Source organism: Acinetobacter calcoaceticus, assembly GCF_016508255.1.
In the GTDB taxonomy this organism is placed as follows: Bacteria; Pseudomonadota; Gammaproteobacteria; order Pseudomonadales; family Moraxellaceae; genus Acinetobacter; species Acinetobacter calcoaceticus_E.
In genome coordinates, this window is the sequence record NZ_JADVKT010000004.1 from 155,685 (window position 1) to 182,612 (window position 26,928).

The 26,928-nt window shown below is 39.2% G+C and carries 22 protein-coding genes; 8 read left to right on the forward strand and 14 right to left on the reverse strand.

Annotated features, from left to right (window positions below; genetic code table 11):
* Nucleotides 1-204: 204 nt before the first annotated feature.
* Nucleotides 205-753 carry a helix-turn-helix domain-containing protein gene (locus I5515_RS10160; RefSeq protein ID WP_199966346.1) on the reverse strand — a complete coding sequence of 183 codons (549 nt, stop codon included), beginning with the start codon at nucleotides 751-753 and terminating at the stop codon, nucleotides 205-207.
* Nucleotides 754-821: 68 nt separating this feature from the next.
* Here I5515_RS10160 and I5515_RS10165 point away from each other — a divergent pair, with 68 nt between their 5' ends.
* Together I5515_RS10165 and I5515_RS10170 are read left to right on the forward strand one after the other, a co-directional pair.
* Nucleotides 822-1,517, forward strand: a complete 696-nt coding sequence (locus I5515_RS10165; protein WP_199966349.1) for an AzlC family ABC transporter permease — start codon at nucleotides 822-824, stop codon at nucleotides 1,515-1,517.
* Complete coding sequence (locus I5515_RS10170; RefSeq protein WP_199966351.1) at nucleotides 1,514-1,837, forward strand: AzlD domain-containing protein; 324 nt, start codon at nucleotides 1,514-1,516, stop codon at nucleotides 1,835-1,837. The genes I5515_RS10165 and I5515_RS10170 overlap by 4 nt, the downstream gene beginning before the upstream one ends.
* 40 nt (nucleotides 1,838-1,877) lie before the next feature.
* Here I5515_RS10170 and ssb read toward each other — a convergent pair whose 3' ends face one another.
* The 3 genes from ssb to I5515_RS10185 all read right to left on the reverse strand — a co-directional run bounded on the left by ssb (nucleotide 1,878) and on the right by I5515_RS10185 (nucleotide 5,118).
* Nucleotides 1,878-2,471 (reverse strand): single-stranded DNA-binding protein, encoded by a 594-nt coding sequence (gene ssb, locus I5515_RS10175; RefSeq protein WP_004639902.1) that lies wholly within the window; start codon nucleotides 2,469-2,471, stop codon nucleotides 1,878-1,880.
* 51 nt (nucleotides 2,472-2,522) lie between these two features.
* Nucleotides 2,523-3,887: an MFS transporter gene (locus tag I5515_RS10180; protein ID WP_199966353.1), complete on the reverse strand. Its 1,365-nt coding sequence runs from the start codon at nucleotides 3,885-3,887 to the stop codon at nucleotides 2,523-2,525.
* A gap of 148 nt (nucleotides 3,888-4,035) precedes the next feature.
* Entirely contained in the window at nucleotides 4,036-5,118 is a 1,083-nt protein-coding gene (locus tag I5515_RS10185; RefSeq protein WP_199966355.1) for a DUF475 domain-containing protein, read from the reverse strand.
* 263 nt (nucleotides 5,119-5,381) lie between these two features.
* Between I5515_RS10185 and tenA the strand changes: the two genes are divergently transcribed.
* From tenA to I5515_RS10200, 3 genes are all read left to right on the forward strand, one after another.
* On the forward strand, nucleotides 5,382-6,056 hold the full coding sequence (tenA, locus tag I5515_RS10190) for a thiaminase II (protein ID WP_199966357.1): 675 nt from the start codon (nucleotides 5,382-5,384) through the stop codon (nucleotides 6,054-6,056).
* A 66-nt stretch (nucleotides 6,057-6,122) separates the two neighbouring features.
* Nucleotides 6,123-6,494 carry a MerR family transcriptional regulator gene (locus I5515_RS10195; protein ID WP_199966359.1) on the forward strand — a complete coding sequence of 124 codons (372 nt, stop codon included), beginning with the start codon at nucleotides 6,123-6,125 and terminating at the stop codon, nucleotides 6,492-6,494.
* Nucleotides 6,495-6,597: 103 nt separating this feature from the next.
* Nucleotides 6,598-7,404 (forward strand): SDR family NAD(P)-dependent oxidoreductase, encoded by an 807-nt coding sequence (locus I5515_RS10200; RefSeq protein WP_199966362.1) that lies wholly within the window; start codon nucleotides 6,598-6,600, stop codon nucleotides 7,402-7,404.
* A gap of 42 nt (nucleotides 7,405-7,446) precedes the next feature.
* Here I5515_RS10200 and I5515_RS10205 read toward each other — a convergent pair whose 3' ends face one another.
* The 4 genes from I5515_RS10205 to I5515_RS10220 all read right to left on the reverse strand — a co-directional run bounded on the left by I5515_RS10205 (nucleotide 7,447) and on the right by I5515_RS10220 (nucleotide 9,844).
* Entirely contained in the window at nucleotides 7,447-7,788 is a 342-nt protein-coding gene (locus I5515_RS10205) for a GlpM family protein (RefSeq protein WP_199966364.1), read from the reverse strand.
* 52 nt (nucleotides 7,789-7,840) lie between these two features.
* A complete protein-coding gene (locus tag I5515_RS10210; RefSeq protein ID WP_002053763.1) occupies nucleotides 7,841-8,194 on the reverse strand; it encodes a DUF1304 domain-containing protein in 354 nt (117 codons plus the stop codon).
* Between the two features lie 66 nt (nucleotides 8,195-8,260).
* On the reverse strand, nucleotides 8,261-9,238 hold the full coding sequence (locus tag I5515_RS10215; protein ID WP_199966366.1) for a zinc-binding dehydrogenase: 978 nt from the start codon (nucleotides 9,236-9,238) through the stop codon (nucleotides 8,261-8,263).
* 3 nt (nucleotides 9,239-9,241) lie between these two features.
* Nucleotides 9,242-9,844, reverse strand: a complete 603-nt coding sequence (locus I5515_RS10220) for a TetR/AcrR family transcriptional regulator (RefSeq protein WP_199966368.1) — start codon at nucleotides 9,842-9,844, stop codon at nucleotides 9,242-9,244.
* Between the two features lie 295 nt (nucleotides 9,845-10,139).
* Between I5515_RS10220 and uvrA the strand changes: the two genes are divergently transcribed.
* The gene (gene uvrA / locus I5515_RS10225) at nucleotides 10,140-12,971 is read left to right on the forward strand and encodes an excinuclease ABC subunit UvrA (protein WP_199966370.1); all 2,832 of its coding nucleotides are present in this window, start codon (nucleotides 10,140-10,142) and stop codon (nucleotides 12,969-12,971) included.
* A 48-nt stretch (nucleotides 12,972-13,019) separates the two neighbouring features.
* On the opposite strand, the gene I5515_RS10230 is transcribed toward uvrA, so the two are convergent.
* Together I5515_RS10230 and I5515_RS10235 are read right to left on the reverse strand one after the other, a co-directional pair.
* Entirely contained in the window at nucleotides 13,020-13,976 is a 957-nt protein-coding gene (locus I5515_RS10230; RefSeq protein WP_199966373.1) for a helix-turn-helix domain-containing protein, read from the reverse strand.
* A gap of 253 nt (nucleotides 13,977-14,229) precedes the next feature.
* Nucleotides 14,230-15,939, reverse strand: a complete 1,710-nt coding sequence (locus I5515_RS10235; protein ID WP_199966375.1) for a GGDEF domain-containing protein — start codon at nucleotides 15,937-15,939, stop codon at nucleotides 14,230-14,232.
* 1,008 nt (nucleotides 15,940-16,947) lie between these two features.
* Between I5515_RS10235 and omp33-36 the strand changes: the two genes are divergently transcribed.
* On the forward strand, nucleotides 16,948-17,850 hold the full coding sequence (gene omp33-36 / locus I5515_RS10240; RefSeq protein ID WP_199966378.1) for a porin Omp33-36: 903 nt from the start codon (nucleotides 16,948-16,950) through the stop codon (nucleotides 17,848-17,850).
* Nucleotides 17,851-17,908: 58 nt separating this feature from the next.
* Here the strand turns inward: omp33-36 and I5515_RS10245 are convergent, their stop codons facing one another.
* From I5515_RS10245 to I5515_RS10260, 4 genes are all read right to left on the reverse strand, one after another.
* The gene (locus I5515_RS10245; protein ID WP_199966380.1) at nucleotides 17,909-19,876 is read right to left on the reverse strand and encodes a BCCT family transporter; all 1,968 of its coding nucleotides are present in this window, start codon (nucleotides 19,874-19,876) and stop codon (nucleotides 17,909-17,911) included.
* A gap of 167 nt (nucleotides 19,877-20,043) precedes the next feature.
* Entirely contained in the window at nucleotides 20,044-20,736 is a 693-nt protein-coding gene (locus I5515_RS10250) for an ion channel (protein ID WP_199966382.1), read from the reverse strand.
* A gap of 170 nt (nucleotides 20,737-20,906) precedes the next feature.
* A complete protein-coding gene (locus tag I5515_RS10255) occupies nucleotides 20,907-22,622 on the reverse strand; it encodes a cation acetate symporter (RefSeq protein WP_199966383.1) in 1,716 nt (571 codons plus the stop codon).
* A 1-nt stretch (nucleotide 22,623) separates the two neighbouring features.
* Nucleotides 22,624-22,956 (reverse strand): DUF485 domain-containing protein, encoded by a 333-nt coding sequence (locus tag I5515_RS10260; protein WP_199966384.1) that lies wholly within the window; start codon nucleotides 22,954-22,956, stop codon nucleotides 22,624-22,626.
* Nucleotides 22,957-23,138: 182 nt separating this feature from the next.
* Here I5515_RS10260 and I5515_RS10265 point away from each other — a divergent pair, with 182 nt between their 5' ends.
* Nucleotides 23,139-26,636: a PAS domain-containing hybrid sensor histidine kinase/response regulator gene (locus tag I5515_RS10265; RefSeq protein ID WP_199966385.1), complete on the forward strand. Its 3,498-nt coding sequence runs from the start codon at nucleotides 23,139-23,141 to the stop codon at nucleotides 26,634-26,636.
* The last annotated feature ends 292 nt before the right edge of the window (nucleotides 26,637-26,928 follow it).

The window sequence follows — 26,928 nt, forward strand, 5'->3', positions numbered from 1 at the left end:
CGGCGCTTCCGTATGCATACTTCCAATGGCTTTAATTTGTCGTTTCGGCACTCAAGAAACGAGAGCCATTTTTGTAATAAAGGAGAGAGCCAATTGCAAAATTTATACGCAAAATTGGCCCCAATGATTTTAGTTTTGATAGTTTTTAATGTAGGAAAAAGCGAGTAAATCTTAACCCGCAAAGAGATTATTCTTTTAGTCTGTTTAGTTTTGTTCAGAAATTAACAACGCCTTTGTCCCTTTTTCCAAGGCTCTAAATATATGTTTCTGATCGGCAGGATAGCAAATATAGTCTCCAGCACCGAGCTCAACTGCATCATCAATGAGTCCTACTAAAGCCTTACCTTCGACCACAATAATATGCTCAACAGAGCCAACTGGATGCGGTTCTGAAAGGCGATCTTCGCCCGGCTCAACAATCAGTAAATAAACATCACGGCGTGCATGGGGTGGACAAGTCGCCAATAAAATTGCTTTGTAGTTGGCAATCTCAGAACTCACTGTTGGCCCATCACCACAGCGAATGACTTGTACCTGATTGCTCGGTTCTTCCATTAAACGGGCAAATGGAATATTCAGCGCAACACAAAGTGCCCATAAAGTTTCAATGCTTGGGTTACCTTGCCCTGCCTCTAATTGTGAAAGTGTAGATTTGGCAACGCCTGCACGACGAGCAACCTCTGCCAAAGAAAGCCCTGCTCTTTGACGTTCACGATTTAAACCTTTGGCAATAATTTCAATTGGCTGAGACATTCACCGCATCCGTTCTATAAAAAAAACGATCGTTCGTTTTGACAAAACAATCAGACTTATTCATTATAATGGAAAATCGTTTGTTATATCATACTATGTCCACATACGCTCTCATTAAGAAACTTAGTAAAGACACCACCCGCTCGATTTTCTTTGTGTGTCTAGCAACCAGTGTTGTTGGTATGTCTTTAGGTTCACTCGCTGCAAGCTATGGCTTAGCACTGTGGATCCCGCTTTGTCTATCTGTATTTGTGCTCGCAGGAACTGCCGAATTTATTTTTATAGGTTTTTTAGCAGTTGGTGGTAGCCCAATTGCTGCTGCGATTGCAGGACTACTCGTCAACTTAAGACACTTACCTTTTGGGATTGCGGTCAATGAACTAATCAGAGGTAAATTCTCTCGATATTTCGGTGCTCATATCATGAACGATGAAAGCGTTTTGTTTGGTATGGCACAGCCCGATTTCGAGACAAAAAAAGCCGCTTACTGGCTATGTGGTATATGCATTATGCTGAGTTGGCCACTTGGTGTCACGGCTGGTTATTTTATTGGAAGTGCCATTCCAGACCCAAAAAAATTTGGTCTAGATGCCATTTTTCCTGCCATTTTAATTGCACTTACTTTTAATGCTTTAAAGAATAAATCTACTCGAAAAGCTGCATTTGCCGGATCAACTTTGGCACTGATTACCACACCCTTTTTGGCCTCAGGACTTCCAATTTTAATTTCTCTTTTTGGCTTAATATTTGGGAGAAAGAAATGAATCAACAATTGCTTATTATTTTGGGCATAGGCTTGCTAGCACTTGGAACATATGGGATTCGTTTTGCTGGTTTTCACTTAGGTGCCAAGTTTACTTTTTCTGAAAAATACCAAGTTTTACTGTCAAACGGCGCAACCGTTTTGCTGTGTGCTATTGCGGTCACGACGACCTTTTTTGAAGGCCAACATTTCGCAGGTTTCGCGCGTATATTCGGCGTTGGGTTGGCACTTTTATTAGTTTGGAAAAAAGTGCCTCTGTTGTTGGTGATTTGCTTAGCAGCCGCTGGTACGGCACTTGTACGTTTGCTTGGAATTGAGTAATAAAAAAGGCGAGATAAACTCGCCTTTTTTAAAATTTTGTTTAGAACGGTAAATCGTCGTCTAAATCTGCTGGTGCAGATGCAGGCTGTTGTGGTGCTTTAGGAGCAAAGCCACCACCTTGCGGGCTGTTACCACCATTACCAAAACCAGCTGGGTTGCTGCCATAGCCGCCACCACTATTTTGGTTATAACCACCGCCTTGGTTATTATTATTTTGATAACCATTACCACCTTGTTGAGGTGCGTTAAAACGTGGTTGATTAAAATCATTACCACCAGCGAACCCTTGTTCACCTTGTTGACGACCATCTAACATTTGCATCTGTTCGCCACGAATTTCTGTTGTATAGCGCTCTTGACCATTTTGATCAGTCCACTGACGCGTACGTAATGAACCTTCAATATAAACCTTAGAACCTTTACGTAAAAACTGCTGAGCAATTTCCCCTAAACGGTTATGCAAAACAATACGGTGCCATTCAGTTTGTTCTTTACGCTCACCTGAAGTTTTATCGGTCCAAGCTTCACTTGTCGCGATTGAAAACTGAGTCAGCGAGCCCCCATTTGGAAAAGTTTTTGTTTCAGGATCACGACCCAAAGTACCAACCAAAATAACCTTATTTACACCACGCATTAGCTGTCTTCATCCTATTCATTTCTATGTTTTACTTTATAAGAGTTATGCTTAAATGGCTACCTCTTTACCAAACAACTGCGTTAAATCACGTCGTGCAGTATCATCTAGAGACTGTTTATCGACTTTAATATAAGCAACTTGCTGGTCAGGCATCACCACAACTTCTTCAATACCACGAATTGCCAATAGCTGTGTGGTCCACTCATTCACCTGTTGCACTTGCGGTAATGGCAACACAATAGATGACAAATACCGCGGCTGAGCTAAACCAAAACTAATTAGCAACCATATTATAGCAATCCCTGTTAAGACACTCCATCCCATCGCAGTATTATGTAACATCAATAGTTGCCCACCAAGTGTGCCCCCAAAAAAAGCACCTAAAAACTGACTACTGGCATTTACACCCATCGCAGTCGCTTTTGACTGGATTGGCGCACATTTTGATAACCATGATGGCAATAAGGCCTCCATCACATTAAACGCAATGAAGAAAATCCCTAGGCCTGCGAGTAATACATATTTTGATTGATAACCAAATATGAGCAGCAATAAACCTGCAATAATGCCTGTAATTGCGGTTAAGAAAATGCCTCGCATTTTGCGATATTTTTCAGCAATGATAATGCTTGGAAATGCAAAAAACAGACTAATCACCAAGAGTGGCAAATACACCAGACCATGACTGGCTAAAGGAATATGCGCAAACTCGATGAGCTGTGAAGGCACATAAATAAACATGGCTGTCAGCAGTAAATGTAATGAAAACACCGAAACATGCAAACGGTTTAAGTCACCCATTTGAATAACTTGCTTAAGCTGTGCCATGTAACCTTGCTGATAATTACGATGATGGCGAGTCACTTTAGGAACAAGCAATAACATCAAAATCGCGATTAAGCCCATAATGGTCGTGACAAAGAATAAGCCAGAAATCCCAACAAGGCTTGTGAGCCAAGGCCCTAGACTAAAAGCCACGACAAAAGACAAACCAATACTCATACCCATCGCGGCCATGGCTTTAGTACGTTGTTCTTCGCGAGTGACATCGGCTAGAAGCGCCATAACAACTGCTGAAACAGCACCTGCACCCGCAATCGCACGACCAATAATCACACCATAAATCGTGTCAGATAAACCAGCAATTGCACCGCCAAGAGCAAAGAGTAATAAGCCAAGCACCACGAGAGGTTTACGGCTAAAGCGGTCAGCAAGCAGGCTAAATGGAATTTGTAAAATTGCCTGACTTAAGCCATAGACACCTACAGCCAAACCAATCAGTGCTGGAGTCGCATATTGATATGACTGTCCGACTACAGAAAAGACAGGAATAATCATGAACAGACCCAACATGCGTAGTGCAAAAATACTACTTAAGGCAAAAGTTGAGCGACGTTCCAAAGCATTCATCATATCAATACACGTTTATCAAACTAGGCAAATTATAAGCCGATTCGTTTCCAAAAATACGGGACACATTATTTAAATTAACGATTTCCAGCTTAAAAAAATAAAGAGGCATTTAGCCTCTTTATTTTAAATAACTTTACTGAAAATTAGCTTAAGGCGACTGTTGTTCGCGCTTCGTATATTGAATTGAAGCGATTACAGCCCAAACAATAAAGGCAACTCCAATTAAACCTGTTACCACTTCTGGTACATGAACACCCGTACCGCTTGCAATCATAATGAATGCTAAAGCACCAATAGCATAATGTGCGCCATGTTCTAAAAATATATAAGCGTCTAATGTGCCTTTTTCAACAAGATAAACAGTCATTGAACGGACAAAAATAGCACCAATTGCAAGACCCAACATAATCACAACAACGTCGCTGGTAATCGCAAATGCGCCAATCACACCGTCAAAACTAAAAGATGCATCTAATACTTCAAGATATAAGAAACCACCAATACCCGCTTTAACCACACCAGAAGCTGCGCCTGATGAGTCGTGCATTACAGCATTACCATTGTCATCAATTTCAGGCTCACCACCTAACAGGTGACTTAATACTTCAACCCCAATATAAACCACAATGCCCCAAATACCAGCCATGGTTACTGCTAAACGTTGGTGGTCATCTACATAAGCTGCCATCACAATTAAAGCAATTAAAGCAAGAAATACAGACATTGCCGGTACACTAGCTAAACTTGAAAGTTTAGATTCAAGCCATCTAAACCAATGGGTTTCTTTTTCATCATCAAAGAAGAAGTTTAAGAAAACCAATAATAGGAATGTTCCACCAAAAGCTGAAATTTCAGCATGGTGTGCCATTAAACGCTCAGAATAAGTTTTCGGATCATTGAGTGCCAATTTTGCCACTTCAATAACCCCCATATCGGCGGTCACTGCAACAATCACGACAGGGAAAATCAGACGCATACCAAAAACGGCGATTAAAATACCTACCGTTAAAAAGATCATTTTCCAGAACGGATCCCAATTACGTAGAACCGATGCATTCACGACAGCATTGTCAAAAGATAAAGAGACCTCCATTACAGCTAAAATGGCTGTAATTGTTAAAGCTTTAAGCATGGTAGACACGCCAGCTTCAGGTCCATGGGTAAAACCCCAATACGCAGATAGTGCTAAACACACCACCGTAAAAAATATCGAAAATCGGAAATGCTTCATGGATCTGACCTATACCAAGAATTAAATTTAATCTTTCTTTAAAAACGCGGTTATTATATCGATAATTAACCATAAAACGATGTTGTTTTGTGCTGTTATTCCCTTTACTTTATCTCTATGTTTAATAAAGAAATTTACAATATTTAATTAACTTGTTAATCACATTAAATATTTTCTTTCGATATATCTATCATTATTATTTTTGTATTTTAAAATTGATTTAAAATCTAGTTCAGCTGTCTTATTTTAAATGGAATGATTTTATGCTTTTTTCTCAAGAACTCTGGCAACGTAATTTAAATTTATATCAAAAAATTCTCGACCTGCCTTTTAATCAGGAACTTGCTAGTGGAACTTTAGATAAAGAAGCATTTTGTCATTATGTGATTCAGGATGCCCAATATTTAGTGGCCTATGGTCGTGTATTAGCAGTTGCAGCAGCAAAGGCTTTTGATGCTGACGATATTATGCAATTTTCAGATGCAGCTAAAATTGCAATTGTGGTTGAACGCAGCTTGCATGATGACTTCATGAAAAATTTTGGTGTCACCAAAGAAGAGTTTCAAAACACGCCATTAACTTTGGCTGGTCATCACTACACTTCATTTTTAACAGCAACGGCTTGGTCAGAAAGTTACCCTGTTGTGCTTGCAGCACTTTTACCGTGCTTCTGGATTTATGCCGAAGTTGGTAAAGATATTGTGAACAAATCTGTTCCCAATAACCCTTACCAAGCATGGGTGGACACCTATGCAGGCGAAGAGTTTCATACAGCCGTTCGTAATGTAATTGCGACCGTTGATAAAGTTGCCGCACGTTGTGATGCAGACACTTTAGAAAAAATGCATGCTGCTTACACCATGGGTGCAAAACTTGAGTGGTTATTTTGGGATAGCGCCTACCACCAAAGACAATGGCTAGGTTTAGACCATATTTAAAACTTCAAGAGAATCGGTCAGATGGTTCAATACGCTGATCGATTTTTCATAAAATGCGAGATAGATATGTATATTGGCGAATTAGCATCTTTAACTGGAGCCACTCCTAAAGCCATTCGGCATTATGAGAAATTAGGCTTGCTCCCCGTAGCAAAAAGAAAAGGAAATTATCGTATTTATGAAGCGATTGATGTTCAATCAGTCAAAATGATTCGCCTTGCGCAAGCTGTTGGGTTTAGCCTTTCCGAGCTTTATGACTTGTCAGCTTTAAAATATAAAAATAATCGCTTTCCTGTAGAAGTTGCACAGCAACTTATTCAAAAAAAGAATCAACAAATTATTGAGCAAAAGAAAGCGTTAAATCGTTTACAAGAAGATCTAAAGCAACTGGAAGATGAGATTACTCATACTTATATGACCAATAAGATTTCTGCCTAAAAAAACTGGTTAAAATCTGCAAATAGCTTTCAAAAAGAGTGCTTGACTCTGCCCTTAGGGTAAAGGTTTATCGTAATGACTTCTTTTATTACGGACCAATAAAATGAGCGCTCATCTTTCTTCATTTAAAAATTTAACGGCATTAATTACAGGTGCATCTTCTGGAATAGGCAAAGCCTATGCTCAAAAACTAGCATCTTTAGGAATTCATTTAATTTTAACAGCACGCTCTGAGCAGAAACTAAATGATTTAGCCGCTGAACTTAGAAAAAAATATAACGTGAATGTTGAGGTTATTGTTTTAGATTTAGCTCAACCCAATTCAGCTCAAAGCTTATTTGATGAAGTACAAGCTAGAAAATTATCAGTAGAGATTTTAATTAACAATGCAGGATTTGGAAAATGGACTAAATTTCTAGATCAATCTGTATCTACCTATCAAGAAATGATCACGCTTAATATCAGTAGCGTAACGTCTTTATGTTATTTATTTCTGCCACAGATGCTTGCGAACAAAAAAGGCATCATGATTAATATTTCATCTACAGGCGCCTTCCAACCCCTCCCTTATATTGCCGTATATGGCGCAAGTAAATCGTACGTATTGCAATTTACTGAAGCGCTTGCGGGAGAATATAGCTCTTCGGGTGTTAAATTTCTGGCAGTTTGTCCAGGCAATACGGAAACCAATTTTACCCAAGTTGCAAATGCCGACACCAGCGGTATGAAAAGCTCTACAGTTGATGACGTTGTATCTGCAACGGTTGCAGCATTAGATAAAAATAAACCAACGATTGTTGTAGGTTGTAGCAACTATTTAACGTCTCAATTGCCTCGAATTCTTTCCCGCAAAAAGATGATTAATCTAGTTGAAGGTATGCTCAAAACCCGTGTTTCTGAGCAGTCATAAATATAGCCCAATTTAAAAGATTAAGAGGTTTCTCTTAATCTTTTAATGCTGAAAGAATTGCCAGCCATAAATCAAACCTGCCGCGGCCACAACCCAACACAGTGTTGCCAGTCCTAGACATGACCACATCGACATACGCGTTGCCAGCACATAGACTGCAACTAAATAAATAGCATAGGGAATAAGTGACCATAGACCAAATAGAGCTGTTTTCTGTAAAGCCGCAGCACCTTTTTGCTGATAAACAATCACATGAGCAATCAAGGCGAATGTAGGAAAAAGCGGGACTAAACCTGCAATATAAAATGCCTTACTTTTCGATAAAATCGAAATGATGAGAACAACCCCAGCCCCCAACATACATTTTAAAAATAACGCCCACATACACTGATCCTATCTGCTTATTTCCATTTCAAAACGCTGTATTTTGCGCTTTTTAAAGAAAATTAACAGCGACTAAAGCAATCAATGCTGGAACTGCCTGAATATAAATAATCTTTTTGCTGGCAGTCAGACCACCATAAATACCTGCAATGAGTACACAGCCTAAAAAGAAATTGGCGATTGATGTCGCAAATGGAGCATCTGCCAATAAAGACCAGAATAACCCCGCCGCTAAAAAGCCATTATAAAGCCCCTGATTTTGTGCCATCACTTTGGTGAGTTTTGCTTTTTCTGCATTATTTCCAAAGGCTTTCATGCCATAAGGCTTGTCCCACAAAAACATCTCGAGCACTAAAATATAGACATGCAATATGGCGATAAGCGCAATGAAGATTTGTCCGATCATACGATTTTCCTTTTTATTTTAAAGATATAAAAAAAGATCAGTCTCTCGACTGATCTTGTTCTGTTTTTATGGCTTTAGCAATACTTTACCTTGGCGAGCACCTTGGGTTGCTCTTTGGGCAGCTGTTTTAATCTCATCAAAACTAAATACACCTTCTACAGGCAAGATTAATTTTTTCTGAGTCGCTAGCGTTAATAACTCAACAATCAGTTCTTTTTTACGTTCTGCTGGCATTTCTTTGTTGACCACACTTGCCCAGAAACCTTTTACCGTAGCTTGTTTGAAAATAAGATCGCCCGATGAAATCTGCATCGTTTCACCAGTCATACTGCCAAACGAAACAAGCAGGCTATTTTCACTAAGTAGATTCAGCATTTCACCACTTGCGCTGCCACCAATCGAGTCCACGCCAGCAATTAAAGGTTGGTCACCATGAATCTGCTTAACTTGCTCTTTCCAGTTAGGCTGATCAGTCGCAACAACATGTTGAATGCCCAATGCTTGCATTTCTGCAATTGCATCACTACGACGAACCAAGTTAATTACAGGTAGGCCACGTGCCTGCGCAATCATGGCAACCGTTTTACCTACTGCACCATTCGCTGTGTTTTGAATTAACCATTGACCCGGTTGAACATTTACAAAGTCCAATAGCATTAACGCACTAATTGGCATACCAATCAGCTGTGCTGCTGTTTCATCATCAATTTCATTATTTAAAGGAATAAGCCCCTGAGCTGGTGCAATAAAGTATTCAGCCCAACTACCATGCACAGCTGCAACTGCAATACGTTGCCCTAGTTGTACATGACTAACGCCTTCGCCCAACGCATCTACAATACCAACGCCTTCACTACCACCAATCGCAGGTAAAGTAGGCTTATAGCCATAACTTCCCCGCACCGTCCAAACATCATGATTATGAATTGGTGACATAATCATTTTAATACGCACTTCGCCCGCTTTTGGTTCTGGCTTTGGCATATCCGCCTGCTCTAAAACGTCTACAGGCTCACCAAAATTACGATGGATAATACTTCGCATGTTTTATTCCTCTGTCGGTTTTAACAGCTGTTGGGTAGTTTCTAAAGCTAAATGTAAAGGTGCTTTGTCTTGAGACAATTTTGTGAGTAAAGCCGCACCTAACCATAACTGATACATCACTTGTGCAGTTTTTAAAGGGTCAATATGTTTTGGAATTGATCCTTCTTGTTGCCCTTCTTTAAGCAACAAAGCTAAACGCTGCGTTAATTTGTGCACACCCTCATTGAGAATTTGGCGCATATCTTCCGATAGATCGGAAACCTCGGCTGCCAGTTTCACAATCAGGCAGTTTTCAGCCCAGCTACCATGCACAGGATCATCAATCCATGCCTGCCATAGGGCCATTAAACGGGCATGTGCACTTTGCTCGCTGTGCTGCCAGAGTTGTTCTACACGGACTTTATAATTAGCCATGTACTGTTCTAACAATGCACAGCCAAATGCCTCTTTCGAAGCAAAGTAGTGATAGAACGAACCTTTAGGTACGTCACAAGCCTTTAAAATTTCTTGTAAACCAACACCGACAAATCCTTTGTGTAATACCAGTTCAAAACTGGTATCCAAAATATGTTGTCGGGTAGTTTCACTTTTATTTAATCGTTTCATGCAATCACTATAAACAACTATTAGACCAGTCGTCTAGTAAAATTATGTTGCTAGTTAAATTTTGTTTAGAGTAGAAATCTAGAATGAGGAATGTTAAAAATACAACCTGCTTAATTAAACAAATTTTGTCGATTGTCGTTTAACCGTCACAATTTGTCGCTTTAAATCATTTTGTACCACTTGAACAATTTTAAATCGTTATCATATATAGGGTCTGTTGTTTATAACCAGTCACACTGCACGCGGCTGATCAATCAACACCTAAATTTTCATCAATATATAATTGAGATGTTTTATGAGCCAAAGTCATATCCGTATTCGAGGCGCACGTACCCATAATTTAAAAAATGTGTCTCTCGATATTCCACGCGATAAGTTTGTGGTAATTACGGGGTTATCAGGTTCAGGAAAATCTTCTCTTGCCTTCGATACCCTCTACGCCGAAGGACAACGCCGTTACGTAGAATCACTTTCGGCCTATGCCCGTCAGTTTTTATCGCAAATGGAAAAACCTGAAGTCGACTCGATCGAAGGTCTGTCTCCAGCCATTGCAATTGAACAAAAATCTACGAGTCATAACCCACGTTCAACAGTCGGTACCATTACCGAAATTTACGATTACCTGCGCTTACTCTATGCGCGTGTTGGTACGCCGTATTGTCCTGAACATGACTTACCCATGGTCGCACAAACGATTTCTGAAATGGTTGATGCGGTAAAAACACTTGAGGAAGGCACAGCACTCATGTTGCTTGCTCCAGTGGTTCGTGAGCGTAAAGGTGAATACACCAATCTGTTCGAACAATTACAAGGGCAAGGTTTTGTTCGTGCTCGTGTCGATGGCGAAATTATCGATATTGATACGCCACCAGAACTCGACAAAAAGAAAAAGCACACCATCGAAGTTGTCGTTGACCGCTTTAAAGTGCGTGAAGACTTAGGTAACCGTATTGCTGAATCATTTGAAACTGCTCTACGTTTAGGCGGTGATATTGCCGTTTTGTCATGGATGAATGGCGAACATCCAGACCGCGTTTTTTCTGCAAAGCACTCATGTCCTGAATGTGATCGTGCTGTAGCAGAACTTGAGCCACGTTTATTTTCATTTAACAACCCGTTCGGTGCCTGCCCTGTTTGTGATGGCTTAGGTACACGCAGTCACTTTAGTTCTGAAAAACTGATTCCAAACCCTGATCTTGCCATTAGTGAAGGCGCTATTCGTGGTTGGGATCGTCAGCGTCCATATTACTATTCAATGCTGCAAAAAGTTGCCGACCATTTTGGTTTCCAACTTGATACGCCTTGGAATCAGTTAGATAAAGATACTCAAAAGAAATTTTTACAAGGTACAGGCAAAGAAAAAGTCGATTTAAGCTATATCGATGAACGCGGTCGTAAACATACACGCGTGCAACCTTTTGAAGGAATTTTGCCGCACCTTGAACGTCGGTATCGTGAAACTGAAAGTAACTACGTGCGTGATGATTTAGCCCAATATCTATCTAATGCAGCGTGTGATGCATGTGATGGTTCACGTTTAAATGAAATTTCACGCAATGTTAAAATTTTAGATAAAACCATCGCCCAAATCACTAAAATGTCGATTGGTGATGCTGAACAGTATTATCAAAACGTACAACTTGAAGGTGCCAAAGGTGAAATTGCCGATAAAATCTTTAAAGAGATTCGTGAGCGTTTACATTTCTTGGTGAGTGTTGGTCTGAACTATTTGAGCCTAGCTCGTTCTGCCGAAACCTTATCGGGTGGTGAAGCACAACGTATCCGCTTGGCCTCACAAATTGGTGCAGGTTTAATGGGCGTAATGTATGTCCTTGATGAACCATCGATTGGTCTGCACCAACGCGATAATGATCGTCTACTGCAAACCCTGATTCGCTTACGTGATTTAGGCAACACGGTATTAGTCGTTGAACACGATGAAGATGCAATTCGTGCAGCCGACCATATTATTGATATTGGTCCGGGAGCTGGGATCCATGGTGGTGTGATTATTGCCGAAGGAACTTATGATGAATTAGCTAACCATGCTGACTCACTCACAGGCCAGTACCTTTCAGGCAAACGCAAAATTGAAATACCAAAACAACGGACTCAATCACCACGCCCAGATGAATTCATCAAACTATCTGGTGCAAGTGGTCATAACCTTAAAAACGTCGACTTAAAGATTCCGCTCGGCATTATGACCTGTGTAACTGGTGTTTCAGGTTCAGGTAAATCAACACTGATTAACCGTACTCTGCTTCCATTGGCAGCGACACAACTCAATGGCGCAACGACCTTAACAGCAGAAAAGTTTGACTCAATTGATGGTCTTCAACACCTTGATAAAGTCGTTGATATTGACCAAAGCCCAATTGGTCGTACGCCACGTTCTAACCCTGCAACTTACACAGGATTATTTACACCAATCCGTGAGTTATTTGCCCAAACACCTGAGGCGAAAGCTCGTGGCTATAGCGCAGGACGTTTCTCGTTTAACGTGAAAGGCGGACGCTGTGAAGCGTGTGAAGGCGACGGCATGATTAAAGTCGCTATGCACTTCTTGCCCGATATGTATGTGCCTTGCGATGCATGTCATGGCAAACGCTACAACCGTGAAACGCTTGAAGTTGGCTATAAAGGTAAAAATATTTCTGACGTTTTAGAAATGACTGTTGAAGATGCAGCCGAGTTCTTTAATGCAATTCCAGTGATTTTCCGCCGCCTAGAAACTTTAACGCAGGTTGGCTTAGGCTATATTCGTTTAGGTCAGGCAGCAACTACTCTCTCTGGGGGTGAAGCACAGCGTGTGAAACTCGCACGTGAGTTAGCGAAACGCGACACTGGTAAAACCTTATATATCTTGGATGAACCAACCACGGGTCTACATTTCCATGATATTGCTAAGTTACTCGACATTTTGCATGAGCTACGCAACAAGGGTAATACCATTGTGGTGATTGAGCACAACCTTGATGTGATTAAAACAGCCGACTGGGTTGTGGACTTAGGCCCTGAAGGTGGTTCAGGCGGTGGGATGATCATTGCCGAAGGCACACCTGAACAAGTGGCTGAAGTTGAGATTTCCCATACTGGTCGTTTCTTAAAACCGATGCTTAAATAAAGTTTAATTAAATTAGGCTAGAAGATTAAATGACCTCTAGCCTGATTATTATTCACCCAATTCTTCTTCTAAACTCTCTAAACGGCCATAATTAAATTTATGTGCGGGAATAAAAATATAATCTAATTCTGAAGTATTTATAAAAATTGACCTATGATACCCCTCTGTAGGTAAATAGATAATTTCGTCTGCATCTTCTGGATCTATTTCAAGACAGGAAAAAGCCTCATACAACTTTCGATCCTCAAACATCGGCTCTCTTCTTATTTTTCCATTAGCAAATTGCCATTGAATTTCTGTGGCTCTGGCATACAATTTTTTTAATTGTTTAGATGCATCTCTTTTAACCTTTTCCCTATCTTCCTTCTTTATATGATCTTGTTCAATTAATGCATCTAATTCCTCTTCGGTTAAAAGTATTTTCTTTACATAGTTTTTTACTTTTTCTTCACTTATTAGATCTGTTACATGCTCTAAACACTCTATATTCTCTATAACCAGCCACTCCTCATCTTCAATTCTATCCAATCCTAACCAATCTTTATATTTTTCAGGCCCAAAAGTATCAAATGCTTCACTTGAGAGATAAACATCTTGTATTGAAGCTCGACGAATAAAAGCGATTCTATTATCTAGAGATTCAACAGCTATAAAGTCGCCTTTACCATGTAATCGATAATGTAGTCTAGATCTTTCAGCCTCAGTAATTGGGAATAAAAGTCCTTTTCCAGATCTGAAATGAAATGCTATTTCTCCAAAATATGTATTTTCATCACTAATCTCATCATGAATTCCTAAATTATCAAAAGGTCGAGGATTACCAAGTATTTCATCTACAGTTGAATTTAGAATTTTCGCTAATTTTGCTTGCTTACTCTTAGGAATAGAGGCAGCTCCAGACTCCCAACGTTGATAATTAGGCTGGCTAATTCCCATAGCTTCTGCAACTGCATTTTGAGTCATCATTCTTGCCAATCGAACTTTTTTTAGAGCTGATAATTTCATTACTAAAATTTATACGTATAACTTATACAAAAAGGTATACTCTATTTAAAACCATGTCAACTCACAGAAAACCAAGTTAAAAATTCAACACTAAGAATAAATAGAATAGCCCATAAGACAAAATCAATAAAAAACAAAACAATTAATTGAAAATATTATTAAAAAAAGAGCACTTGGAACTTTAATGGTAAGGTAAAAAATCTGCATACAAAAAGAAGTTTTATGAATTCTTCTATGAAATAATATTAAAATCTTACCCCTCAACCACATTTCGGCCTCGCGCCTTAGCTCTTAATAAAAAGCGATCAGCTTTCTCTAATAGTTCCATCCAGCTTGCTGCTCCAATTGCAAAACCAATACTGACCGACACATGTAGCTTTTCAGTTGTATTAGGCAACTCAATTTGAGCACGTGAAATAGCGATGCGGATTTTCTCTGCGATTAAACGTGCATCTTCAAATTGAATCTGCTCAAGCAATATTAAAAATTCATCTCCGCCATAACGAACAATTAAATCTGAACTTCGGATATTTTGCTTCAATTGCTCGGCAATACTAACAATGACCTGATCACCTACAATATGCCCATATTGATCATTCACCTGTTTAAAGCGATCAATGTCGATAATCATTAAACATGTTTGCGTAAATTTTTGAGGGTAACTTTCAACAATTTTTAAATATTCAGATAAAGCTAGGCGGTTGGACACACCCGTTAAAGGGTCTGTATTGGCAATATTCTTTAATTGAAATTCAAAAGCATCACGTTGTTGCAACATACGCTGTAATCGATCAATGGCCTCAAATAGAGAGAAAAACTCACCTTTTTTTGTAATATTAACCTCATCAACACAATGATCGGAATGATGAGATAAGTCTAAAATTAAAGTCCTCGCTTTTATTAACGGGGAAAACACTCTTCTTTGCGCATAATTAAGCGTAAGTAACGCTGTAGCCAAAGAAATTAAAGAAATTAATAAAGTTAAAAGAAAACCATTTCGAGCAATTACATTTTCTTGAGTTGCAATCACCACACTTTCATTAAGGATATATGTTTGTAGATCGACTACAGTCGTAAATTTCCCCACAATTGCTTCGGTTAACTGAGTACCATTTAAAAAATATGGTTCACCTTTTTGGCTTTCGTCCAAAAGCCTTTCCACAATTGGAATGCCCTTGTCTATAAACTCTAATTTCACACGTGAATATAAGTGTTGGTATTCCGGAGTTTTAGCCTGTTCCGGCTGTAAGGTATCTACCAAAACCCATAAATATCTAGCTTGATGTTGAGTTTGCAGAGAACGTGCACGGTTATTACTTGGAATCTCTTCGTTAAAACTTACAGGAGCAATAATATTAGATGCCATCCGCCCTGCCTGATCTCGCATATCGGTCAGAACGATAATGAGCGTAAAGTAATTAGAAATACGGCTGTCTTTACTTTTTAATTGCAGCATAAGTTTTTGCAGTATTTCCCTACAATTATCCCATGCCCCAAACATCCCTAAAATAGCATTATCCATTTGGATAGAAGTTCTTGCTCCAGATGGAGTTTCACCATAATAATCAACTACATTACGGGCTTGTCTAAGATTTTCTTTCAAATTGTTTTGCAGATCATTTGCTAATGAAACATAACCTGCTTCTTTTAAGATAAGAATGCTTGTATCAATTTGCGTATCAACAATTAAACGAAATTTTTTTAATTCTTGCTGATTCTTTAATAAATCATCAGGACTACTCGACATCATTTTGTTGGCGGGAGCACGCTCCTTAGAAATTTTATAAGCAATATCAGCCACGGCTCTTAAACTTTTTATTTCGGCTAAGGCTTGTCTAGTTTTTATATAATCCTGATAGCTTCCCACAATAAGCGGTATTGCCATGAATAATAAGGACAAAATAATAACCAGCATAAAAAAGAACAGTCGATTACTAATATGCTCTGAACGTAATCCAGACATTTCTAGCTGATACTCCGTAAATGTCCTGCCATTTTTACTACTATATAAATTAGGCTTAAATCCATCCTAGCATTTTAATAACTAGAATTTCATCAATAAAACCTTCATTTCTCTTTTAATAATTATAGGGTTCCTACATTTTAGTAAGCTTAAATAATAAACGATATCGAAAAATTAAATGGCTTTTATAAAAAAACTCTGTTTTACAGATTAAAAAAATTTAGTAATGATAATAAAACGAATTTAGTTATCCTCTTGGATGCACTTCTCCCAGCATCCACTGCCCAGCTTTAAGCTGGGTTCTTTTTAATCTATTATTTTCCAGTAAATTTCATATAACTTTTCTTATAATTTTAAGATTTTCTTATAGATAAAAAAAAGCTCAACCTTGGGGAAAGCTGAGCTCGTAAAATCTGATGTGCTACACACATCGTATCTGGGCAAGCACTTTAAATCCTAAAAACGTTAGGTAGTGAACTTTGCAATTGAATTATGTGACTTATCTCTACTTTTGTAAAGTCGATTAAATTAATCAGAATTAAAAATTTAATCGATTTTTCAACTTAAAATAGAGATTTCTTTTATCTTATTCACTTATATAATAATTAAAAATAGTTAAATTTTTTAGCTAAACTAATCTAAATATTGTTAACTATTCCTCAAAATATTACAAATCCGACAAGAAAATGGTGTTTTTTTACTCACATTGTAAACAATATTATACTTTAATGAACGTTAAAAACGATTGTCATAATCATTTTTTCCAATTATAATTGTAATCACTTTTAAACATTTGCCTAGTAATTCCCTATGAAATATAATTATTAGCCTATTGTAAATGTTCATTTTTTTATCAGGTTGACAATTTATTTTTTATTTGATTACTTTTTAATCAATTTTAACATAAATGCCAAATATCTTTAACATTCCTTTTTTTCATTATTGACTTCATAAATTGTTACAATACAATGACCCCAGCTTTATCTCTTGTTATTGCTGGAAATGATTATGAAAAAACTTGGTTTAGCCACTGCTGTATTATTAGCCATGACCGGTGCTCATGCTTATCAATTTGAAGTTCAAGGTCAATCTGAATATGTTGACACAACTGCAAACGATAAAAACTACACTGGTGACGTTGCTGGTACATTCTATTTAAAAAATGTTGATACCGCTAAAGGTCCTTTAGCTGAAGCAGCTTTCTTAAACCAAGCATCTAGCGTGTCTTTAGGTTATAGCTATCAACAATATGACCAAAACAACGGTTTAAACTACCGTGTAGGTACATACGGCGTTAAAGGTGAGGCGTACATTCCAACTCCTTACGTTCCTGCATACGCTAGCGCAACTTATAACCACACTGACGTTGACGGTAAAAACGCAATTTCACGTGATGACCAAGGCGACCGTTATGCGCTAGAAGTTGGTGCAATGTTGTTACCTAACTTCTTGATGGCTGTTGGTTATACAAATGTTGCTAACCAATTCGCTTTAGATAACTTCGGTATCATCAGCAACGGTATCTACTCTGCTGTTAACCAAACTGCTGCGATCCAAAACGACCAAGATGCTGTTACAGCACGTGCTAAATATGTAGGTCCAATCGATGGAACTAACATGGCAATTGGTTTTGAAGCTGCTGGTGCTTTCGGTCAAGAAAACCAATACGGTTTAAAAACTGACCTTTACTTAACTCCTAAGTTAAGCGTTGGTGCTGCATTCATCGGTAACGACGGCGTAGCAAACATCAAAGGCAATGACCTTGGTGAATTCCGTCAAGCTTGGGGCGGTAACGTAAACTACTTCATTACTCCAGCTCTTGCTGTTGGTGCGTCTTACATGAAAGCTGACGTTAAAAAGTCTAGCTACGACACACAAACTATCGGCTTAAATGCTAAATTCCGTTTCTAATCTAATTTAGAAATTGAATTAAAAAAAAGGACTCAGTTGAGTCCTTTTTTTATAGCTATTAACTACGTACGACATTTAAGAAATATAAGTGACGTTCGTACTGATCAATAATGTCTTGAATTAAATCTTCTTGCGTCCAATCCATTACATCATAGTTCTGGCCGCCCTCTCTTAAGAAGACCTCAGCTTGAAAATATTGCCCATCTTCAGCTTCCATACGTCCAATTAAAAAACTTGGCGGCACTGTTTCACGTGGAACAACTTTATAAATAAAATTAATTTCATTGTGATGGTCTACTCTAAGCTGCATACCATCTTCAAGTTGGCTAATTGAAACTTCTAAATGACGCCGTCTCAATTCATGTTGAATATTTTCAAATGCACGACCCACTTGCTTTTCAATATATTCACGTACTTCTTCTTCATTATGAGGATAGTGCATGATTAATCCCAAACGCTGTTGCCAGCTTCGTGGATTATGAATGGCACGTGGTGTAATCCGTGCTTCCTGAATGGATGTCATTTTCGTAACATCAAGATGTAAGGCTTTTATTAGCCCCCAACTCATTAAGAGCATAACCACAGTAAACGGTAATGCACTCATAATGATAGAAGCTTGAAGTGCAGCCAAGCCGCCGACTAGCAATAAAATAATTGCGAGTACAGCCATGAGTACTGTCCAGAACAAACGCTGCCAAGTCGGTGAATTTTCAGTTTTCGCAGTTAAGTAGTCAGTCACTAAAGCACCTGAATCGGCAGAAGTCACAAAAAATAAAACCACTAAAACAGTTGCCAAGACATTCATAACCCCAGACCATGGTAAATGACCCAAAAATTCAAATAATGCAACTGATGAATCTTGCTGAACAGCCTGAATTAACGTCGTTTGATGTTCATGAATAATGCTAAATAACGCAGCATTTCCTAAAAAGCCCATCCAAATAATGGTAAAGCCTGTCGGTATGAGTAAAACCCCAACAATAAATTCTCGAATGGTACGGCCACGTGAAACTCTGGCAATAAACATTCCCACAAATGGCGACCAAGAAATCCACCAAGCCCAGTACAAAATTGTCCAACCACCAATCCATCCATTCGGCTGATAGGCATATAAATTGAATGTCATGGTAAAAAGGTTAGAGATATATTGCCCAGTGTTTTGAATAGTCGTTTGAAGTAAATAAATACTCGGACCAGCAATAAAAACAAATACTAATAATATTAAAGCTAAGACTAAGTTTAATTCCGATAAACGTTTTACCCCTTTATCAAGACCTAAAAATACGGATAAAGAAGCTAAAATGCTCACAAAAATAATGAGTAGAATTTGAATATGAGTACTTTGCTCTATACCAAATAAATAATGCAGACCGGAGTTGATCTGGGTTACCCCAAAGCCAAGTGATGTCGCGACACCAAATACAGTTCCAATCGTTGCGAAAATATCGATACTATCGCCCCATGGACCATAAATCTTTTTCCCGATAAGAGGATAAAGTGCAGAGCGAGTCTTCAAAGGTAAATTATGTCTATAGGCAAAGTAAGCCAAAGCCAACCCAACTACAGCGTAAATTGCCCAAGCATGTAACCCCCAATGGAAAAAGGTTACTCTTAGTGCTTGCTGTGCTGCATCAATGGTTTGGGCCTCACCACTTGGTGGGGTAACGTAATGCATGACAGGTTCTGCAACGCCGAAAAACATTAACCCAATCCCCATGCCTGCGGTAAACAGCATGGCAAACCAAGACCCATTATTATAATCAGGCTGACTATGATCAGGCCCTAATTTAATGCGTCCAATCGATGAACAGGCGATATAAATCAACAAGATCAGAAAGAAGGCAACAGATAAAACATAGAACCAGCTAAATGAATCAGTGATCCATTGTTTCAATTGTTGCGTTAAAAGTTCAAAAGAACTCGGAGCGATCACAACCACTGCTAAAAACAAAGCAATAATAATGACCGTACCAAAAAATACGTTAGGATTAACGTTTGCGAACCAACTAGATTGTTTGGAAGGCATAAATCCTCCATGTTATTTTAATGACGAGTGACAGGCTTAAATGCCAATAAGATATTCATAGAATGAACAAAGCTAGGGCTTTCAATAGAGAAAGCCGATAACACTCTAAATAAACTTAAAGAATATTGCAGTTACAAAGGTGTAAATAAATTAAAACACCTCCTACATTATTTATCTGAATTTTTTTTAGGGAGGTGGGTAATATATTGTAAAGCAATTAATCGGGTCACGATTAAAGCTAAGTACATGACTCCACAAAACATTTGAAGCATGGCCAAAACGCGCGCTGGTGGAGTGATAGGCATTAGATCGGATAGACCTGTAGCCGACTGCAAGCTAAAGCTTAGGAAGAGTAAATCTAGCCACGTTTGTAAGGGATGAGGATTATTTAGATTTTGAAAACTATAAGGGAAAATGAGCTGGCAAATGCTGTATAAAAAAGCAAAACCCCATGCAATAAGCGTAAAGACTGCCGCTGCTGCAAATAATTCATCTTTTGTTAAATATCGGTCAGCAAACATATAACAAAATAGACCATAAGCTGCCGAAAAATAGGCCAGAGCTTCACAGCTATAAGCAAATAGCTGAATATATAAATTGCTATAACCCAATACAATAAATACTGATGACAGAATTGCACCACTCACAAATGTTAAGCCTAAAAAAGTAAACATGGGAGTCTGGCGAATAACTTTTGCAATCAACAATAAAGCAAGGACACCTAGTACCCATGTTAATGTTCTATAAGCCTCATTATTAAAGGTAAGCATAGCCAGAATAAGTAAAATGAATTGCACAAACAGCAACCATGCTGAAGGCAACAATCGAAAGCTCGCCCAGAACTCGATAATAGATCGCATTTAATTATTTTCCATTTTTTCTTTATGTTTTGAATTATAGGAAATCATACTGTACAAAAAATAGGATAAACAAGTTGTTCTTTATTAAGGAGCTTCTTTTCAATAAGTCATACGAGAAAACAAAAAAAGCCCCGTAGGGCTTTTTAAAGAATTAGCTAACAATATTAGTCTTAGTGATCCGATGCACCAGATGCACCAATACCTGTCATTGAACGAACATATTGAGCATCGAAAGCAGCACGCTCTTTTTTAGCACGTGCAGAGTTATCAGTCACTGAGAATAACCAGCAGCAAAGGAACGACAATGGCATAGCAAATAATGCAGGACCGTTGAATGGATTAATTGGGGTATCAGAGATTTTTAAAGTATCGACCCAAACTGCTTTAGACAGAATAATGAGTACTACTGCTGTTACCAGACCAACTACCCCACCAATGACTGCACCGCGTGTTGTTAAACCTTTCCAGAACATTGAAAGAACAAGAACAGGGAAGTTTGCACAACAAGCTACAGAGAACGCTAAGCCCACCATGAATGCTACGTTTTGCTTTTCAAACAAAATACCCAAAATCATGGCAAAAACGGCTAAACCAAGTGTCGCAATTTTTGACATACGAAGCTCTGAAGCTGGCGTAGTTTGACCTTTCTTAAATACGTTAGCATATAAGTCGTGTGAGATTGCAGACGCGCCTGAAAGTGTTAAACCAGCAACCACAGCAAGAATCGTTGCGAATGCAACAGCCGAAATAAAGCCCATGAAGAGGTCACCGCCTAATGCATCACTTAAATGCACGGCTGCCATGTTGTTACCGCCAATAAGCTCAAGCTTGCCTGTGACAGCCATTTTTGCAACATCAAGGAATTGCGGGTTGTTTGATACGAAAAGAATCGCACCGAAACCAATAATGAAAGTTAAAAGGTAGAAGTAACCAATAAAACCTGTTGCAACCACAACCGATTTACGTGCTTCTTTTGCATCTTTTACAGTGAAGAAACGCATAAGAATGTGTGGCAGACCTGCTGTACCAAACATCAATGCCAAACCAAGAGACAAAGCATCAATTGGGTTTGCTGCAAGTTTACCTGGCCCCATAATTTTTGAAGCATCAGCCAAGCTTATATCATGCACTTTACTAAAAACTTCAATTGATTGGCTAAACATGTTGCTGAAGCTGAAACCAACTGCTTTCATCACCATGAATGCCATGAAGGTTGCCCCACTGAGCAACATGACCGCTTTAATAATTTGTACCCATGTCGTTGCCAACATGCCACCGAAAATGACGTAAGCCATCATCAATAGACCAACAATGACTACAGCAATATTGTAGTTCAAACCAAATAGTAATTTGATGAGCTGACCCGCACCTACCATTTGAGCAATCAAATAGAATGCCACAACAACAAGTGAACTGATCGCAGCTAAAGTACGTACCGGTTTTTCTTCAAGACGGAATGAAACTACATCTGAAAGGTTATATTTACCAAGGTTACGCAAACGTTCTGCTACTAAAAATAAAACGATTGGCCAACCTACCATGAACCCGAGAGAATATAACAAGCCGTCAAAACCCGAGCTAAACACCATTGCAGAAATACCGAGGAATGATGCTGCTGACATAAAGTCACCCGCAATTGCCAGACCATTCTGGAAACCGCTGATTCCACCACCTGCTGTATAGAAATCTTGTGTTGACTGGGTTTGCTTTGCAGCCCACTTCGTAATGAACAAAGTGAAACCAACAAAAATGACAAACATAATAATGGCATGCCAGTTGGTTGCTTGTTGTTGGGCTTCACCCAGATCTGGACTCGCCATAGCCACTGTTGAATATAGCGATGCTGCTGCCAATAAAGCTTTCGCCTTTAATGAATTCCATTTCATATTAGTGTAGTCCTTTCTCATGCGTGATGGCTTCAACTTCCTTCAACGCTTCTTCACTCAACTGGTCAAGGGTACTATTGGCGATAAAAGAATACACAGCACACAGTAGGAAAGATAAAACAATAATTCCTAAACCTAGCGGGATTCCCCATGTCGTTACGCCACCACTAAATGAACTCATCAAAAATTCTTTGTTGTAGCCTACAAGCAGCATAAAACCTACATAAAGAATTAACATAATGATTGTTAGCGTCCAACTTAATGCACTTTTTTTCTTGACCATCTTTTGAAACTTTGGATTGCGTAGAATCTGCTCTACTTGGTTCTGATCCATAACCAAACTCCTTACCCTGTGTCCAGCCTTGGCCACTTTTTTAATAGTAGTTTCTCACTGTTAAAGTTAGCAAAATTCTGTGTAATTCGTAACTTAGACTTTGGTCGTTAAAATTTAATCAATTTATAGCTTTGTTTCTGCTTGGGGTATGATAGGCATAAGGTTTTAATCATGTAGGTCATATGAACAGCTGGCTGATTATCGGGGTACTCACCCTCTATATCGCACTCTTATTTATTTGTGCTTTTTTTGGTGAAAAGCATGCCAGCCGTTTAAGTACACGTGGCCGCATGTTCTTGTTCAGTTTGACCTTGGGTGTTTATTGCTCATCTTGGACATTTTACGGTGCAACCGGAGCTGCCGTCCGAGAAGGTGTAATTTTCCTACCTATTTACTTAGGTCCCCTCTTATTTGTCTGGTTTGGCTATGACATCTGGCGGCGTTTAGGCAGAGTACGTCAACATCACGCAATCTCATCAATTGCTGACTTCGTTGCTGCTCGTTATGGTAAAAGCGGGGTGTTGGCTTCACTGGTTACCATTTTGGCAGTGATTGCGATTATCCCCTACCTCGCCCTACAGTTACGTGCAATTGCCTTAAGTACCTCAGTCATTTTAGAACAGAATGCTCATATCCATACCACTACCAATAGTGTTTTGCTTTTAACGAGTGTACTCGCAATTTTGGCCATGATTTTTGGTACAAGACAAATCGCAAATACCGAGCAACATGGCGGTCTGATGTTAGCCGTCGCATTTGAATCTTTTGTAAAATTATTCGCACTTATTTGTGTCGCTTTATTTTTTATTTTTGAAGCGCCTGCCAACTTAGTACAAGTCTCGGCCGATGTGAATCAAACTTTTCAGGAAGTTCAATTGTTTGGAGTACCTGAAACATTCTGGATTCAGACGCTGTTAGCAGGTTTAGCAATTATCTGCTTGCCACGTCAGTTTCATGTAGCGGTTGTCGAATTACGTGACGAAAAACATATTCGTGGAGCACGCAAATGGTTTGCGGCTTACCTCATTCTCACGATCTTAGCCATTATTCCAATCGCAAGCTGGGCTTTGCATGCTGCACCAAAGTTTCTGACTGTACCTGATGTTGCAGTACTCTCATTACCATTGAGTTATAACCAAGAGTGGCTTGCCTTACTGGCCTTTTTAGGCGGATTTTCAGCTTCGACAGGTATGTTACTGGTTTCGTCAGTTGCCCTGTCTATCATGCTGAGTAATGACTTGATTATGCCTGCCCTCTGGCGCTTTAAATTACTTTCACGACACGATAAACATCTGCCTAAAGTTCTTAAATTTAGCCGTCGTATCAGTATTGTCGCAGTCATGCTACTTGGTTTTTTATTCTTCCATTTCTTTAATGATATTAACCAACTTTCCGTATTTGGGTTATTGGCTTTTAGTGCTGTTGCTCAGTTTGCTCCTGCCCTCATTGGCGGATTGTATTGGCGTGGTGGAAGTCGCCAAGGTGTTTATGCAGGCCTCATCGTTGGATTTTTGATGTGGAGCTACACTTTACTCATCCCAACTATTTTACGGAGTTTGCCAGAGTCTTATCAGGAAACCGCTCAAAGTATTTTACTTTTCGGCCCTTTAGGAATAAATGCGCTGCGCCCAGAGTCATTATTTGGTTTTGAATCATTTGCTCCACTCACACACGGTGTAATCTGGTCACTTGGTTTAAATATTCTTTTGTATATCTGGATTTCTAAACTTTACCGTCCAAGTGTGGCAGAACAAATTCAGGCTGAAAGTTTCTTCTATTACGAAACAAAACCGCTACCTTCGCCGCATACATCTACCGATTTAACGTATTTACCCCATGACGCAGCACGTTTGAAAGTGGGTGATTTATTTGCTTTAGCTAAAAGAATTACTGGTGAACAGCCAACAACTCAAGCCTTCGAAAACTTTTGTGAACAAAACCATTTAACGCTTAATCAAAATAGCATTGCAAATGGCATGTGGTGGCGGTTCACCGAGCAATATCTCGCGGGCATTATTGGTGCAGCCTCTGCACGTACGTTGCTGACTACAGCTATGATCAATAATGGTCTGGCTTTAGGTCAAGTGGCCAATATTTTAGACCAAGCTTCACAATGGCAACGTTTCAATCAAAACTTGCTTATGACCATGATTGACCACATGACTCAAGGGGTGAGTGTAGTTGATAAAAACATGTGTCTGGTCGCTTGGAACAACCAATATTTAAAACTGTTTGGTTACCCCAAAGACTTGGTGTACGTCGGCTGTCCAATTGCAGACTTAATTCGTTATAACGCTGAACGCGGTGAATGTGGCCCTGGTTCAGTCGAAGAGCATGTACGCAAACGTTTGCACTGGATGAAAGTTGGAAGTGCTCATGAATTTGAACGAATCCGTAAAGATGGTCGGGTAATTCAAATGCGCGGTAATCCTATTTCAGGTGGAGGCTTTGTGACAACATTCGCCGACATTACTCCTTTCCGTACAAATGAGGCAATACTCGAAGCCCGTGTAAAAAACAGAACCCAGCAGCTTGCCGATGCATTAACCGAACAGCAACTTGCACGTGAACAAGCCGATATGGCGAATATGTCGAAAAGCCGCTTTATCGCTGCGGCAAGCCATGACTTATTACAACCAATGCATGCCGCTCGTCTCTTTAGTACTGTGCTTGAACAAAGCATTGCAACAGAAGAAGACCGTCAAACGTTACAACAACTTGACCGCGCTCTATATGGTGCAGAAAGTATGCTGTCTGCCCTACTCGATATTGCTCGCTTAGAAGGCGGTAGCATACAGCCAAAAAGACAGCCTTATCCTTTACACGATTTACTCAGCGATCTTGAACTACAATTTAAATCGATTGCCGCTCAGCGAAATATTTCACTCAAAGTTCACGATGTATCGTTCTGGATTGACACAGATCCACAGTGGATTCGACGTATTATTCAGAACTTTGTGAGTAATGCTTTGCGCTATACAGCGAAAGGTCGAGTGATTGTGGGTGTTCTACGCTCGGCGCAAAAGTCGGGCTACATCCGTATTGGCGTGTGGGATACAGGCCCCGGAATTGCAGAAGAACAGCGAATCAAACTATTCCAAGAGTTTGAACGCTGTGGACATTTATCACCTTGGGGTGAGCAAGGCTTAGGCTTGGGACTTGCTATTGTGCAGCGTATGACAAGTTTATTGAATTATCCGGTTCATGTCTACTCAGAACTCGGCAAAGGCTCTTGTTTCATGATTGAGGTTCCTGTGGTTGAGGCTCCCAAATTGATCACCCCAACCGTACAGACAGTACCGTTAAAAACTAAAGCCTATCGGATTTTATGTTTAGACAACGATGAAACTATTTTAGAGGGTATGAGTAGTTTACTCGGTCGATGGGGTTATCAGGTGTTTAAAGCCACTGAACCAGAACAAGCGCTTGAGATTATTCAAAAGGAAAATATTCAGGTCTGGCTCATCGACCAACACTTGAATAATAACCAAATCGGCGTCGATTTTATTTTGCAAAATCGACAACATGATGTTCCGGTTGCGCTCATTACAGCTGACTCTCATCCAGAGTTACCTCAACAATTGAAAGAACTGAATGTTGTTTTACTTAAAAAACCGCTTAAACCAGCTTCATTAAGAGCATGGTTATCGGGACTCAAAATTGCAAACACAGTTGACTAACTATTTTTCTTTCCCAAGCCATTTATAGGCTTGGGAGATATCTTTGGCAAAAGTTATAGGTTAAATTTAAGCTAATAGGCAGAACTGCTCAAAAAGTCTACTTTTGTTTATTAAATAATTGGCCAAACTTTCCAATAGCCCTTTTTCTATGGCAAAGCCCATCTTTTTTGTAAGTGAACACTTGTATACTTAGTTACAATTTAATAAATATTTGTTTTTTAAAATTATTATCTAATCAAAACCACCATATACGACTTTAGTCGTATTCTACTTGCATTCTTGATGACACATA

What these genes read in the sequence shown, in the direction of transcription:
- I5515_RS10205 (WP_199966364.1), bottom strand. Translation starts at nt 7,788, where the DNA reads ATGTGGGCGTTATTTTTAAAATGTATGTTGGGGGCTGGGGTTGTTCTC.
- I5515_RS10260 (WP_199966384.1), bottom strand. Translation starts at nt 22,956, where the DNA reads ATGGATCAGAACCAAGTAGAGCAGATTCTACGCAATCCAAAGTTTCAA.
- I5515_RS10235 (WP_199966375.1), bottom strand. Translation starts at nt 15,939, where the DNA reads ATGTCTGGATTACGTTCAGAGCATATTAGTAATCGACTGTTCTTTTTT.
- I5515_RS10220 (WP_199966368.1), bottom strand. Translation starts at nt 9,844, where the DNA reads ATGAAACGATTAAATAAAAGTGAAACTACCCGACAACATATTTTGGAT.
- I5515_RS10245 (WP_199966380.1), bottom strand. Translation starts at nt 19,876, where the DNA reads ATGCCTTCCAAACAATCTAGTTGGTTCGCAAACGTTAATCCTAACGTA.
- I5515_RS10250 (WP_199966382.1), bottom strand. Translation starts at nt 20,736, where the DNA reads ATGCGATCTATTATCGAGTTCTGGGCGAGCTTTCGATTGTTGCCTTCA.
- I5515_RS10265 (WP_199966385.1), top strand. Translation starts at nt 23,139, where the DNA reads ATGAACAGCTGGCTGATTATCGGGGTACTCACCCTCTATATCGCACTC.
- I5515_RS10200 (WP_199966362.1), top strand. Translation starts at nt 6,598, where the DNA reads ATGAGCGCTCATCTTTCTTCATTTAAAAATTTAACGGCATTAATTACA.
- I5515_RS10170 (WP_199966351.1), top strand. Translation starts at nt 1,514, where the DNA reads ATGAATCAACAATTGCTTATTATTTTGGGCATAGGCTTGCTAGCACTT.
- I5515_RS10255 (WP_199966383.1), bottom strand. Translation starts at nt 22,622, where the DNA reads ATGAAATGGAATTCATTAAAGGCGAAAGCTTTATTGGCAGCAGCATCG.
- omp33-36 (WP_199966378.1), top strand. Translation starts at nt 16,948, where the DNA reads ATGAAAAAACTTGGTTTAGCCACTGCTGTATTATTAGCCATGACCGGT.
- ssb (WP_004639902.1), bottom strand. Translation starts at nt 2,471, where the DNA reads ATGCGTGGTGTAAATAAGGTTATTTTGGTTGGTACTTTGGGTCGTGAT.
- I5515_RS10160 (WP_199966346.1), bottom strand. Translation starts at nt 753, where the DNA reads ATGTCTCAGCCAATTGAAATTATTGCCAAAGGTTTAAATCGTGAACGT.
- I5515_RS10165 (WP_199966349.1), top strand. Translation starts at nt 822, where the DNA reads ATGGAAAATCGTTTGTTATATCATACTATGTCCACATACGCTCTCATT.
- uvrA (WP_199966370.1), top strand. Translation starts at nt 10,140, where the DNA reads ATGAGCCAAAGTCATATCCGTATTCGAGGCGCACGTACCCATAATTTA.
- I5515_RS10210 (WP_002053763.1), bottom strand. Translation starts at nt 8,194, where the DNA reads ATGATCGGACAAATCTTCATTGCGCTTATCGCCATATTGCATGTCTAT.
- tenA (WP_199966357.1), top strand. Translation starts at nt 5,382, where the DNA reads ATGCTTTTTTCTCAAGAACTCTGGCAACGTAATTTAAATTTATATCAA.
- I5515_RS10185 (WP_199966355.1), bottom strand. Translation starts at nt 5,118, where the DNA reads ATGAAGCATTTCCGATTTTCGATATTTTTTACGGTGGTGTGTTTAGCA.
- I5515_RS10215 (WP_199966366.1), bottom strand. Translation starts at nt 9,238, where the DNA reads ATGCGAAGTATTATCCATCGTAATTTTGGTGAGCCTGTAGACGTTTTA.
- I5515_RS10230 (WP_199966373.1), bottom strand. Translation starts at nt 13,976, where the DNA reads ATGAAATTATCAGCTCTAAAAAAAGTTCGATTGGCAAGAATGATGACT.
- I5515_RS10180 (WP_199966353.1), bottom strand. Translation starts at nt 3,887, where the DNA reads ATGATGAATGCTTTGGAACGTCGCTCAACTTTTGCCTTAAGTAGTATT.
- I5515_RS10195 (WP_199966359.1), top strand. Translation starts at nt 6,123, where the DNA reads ATGTATATTGGCGAATTAGCATCTTTAACTGGAGCCACTCCTAAAGCC.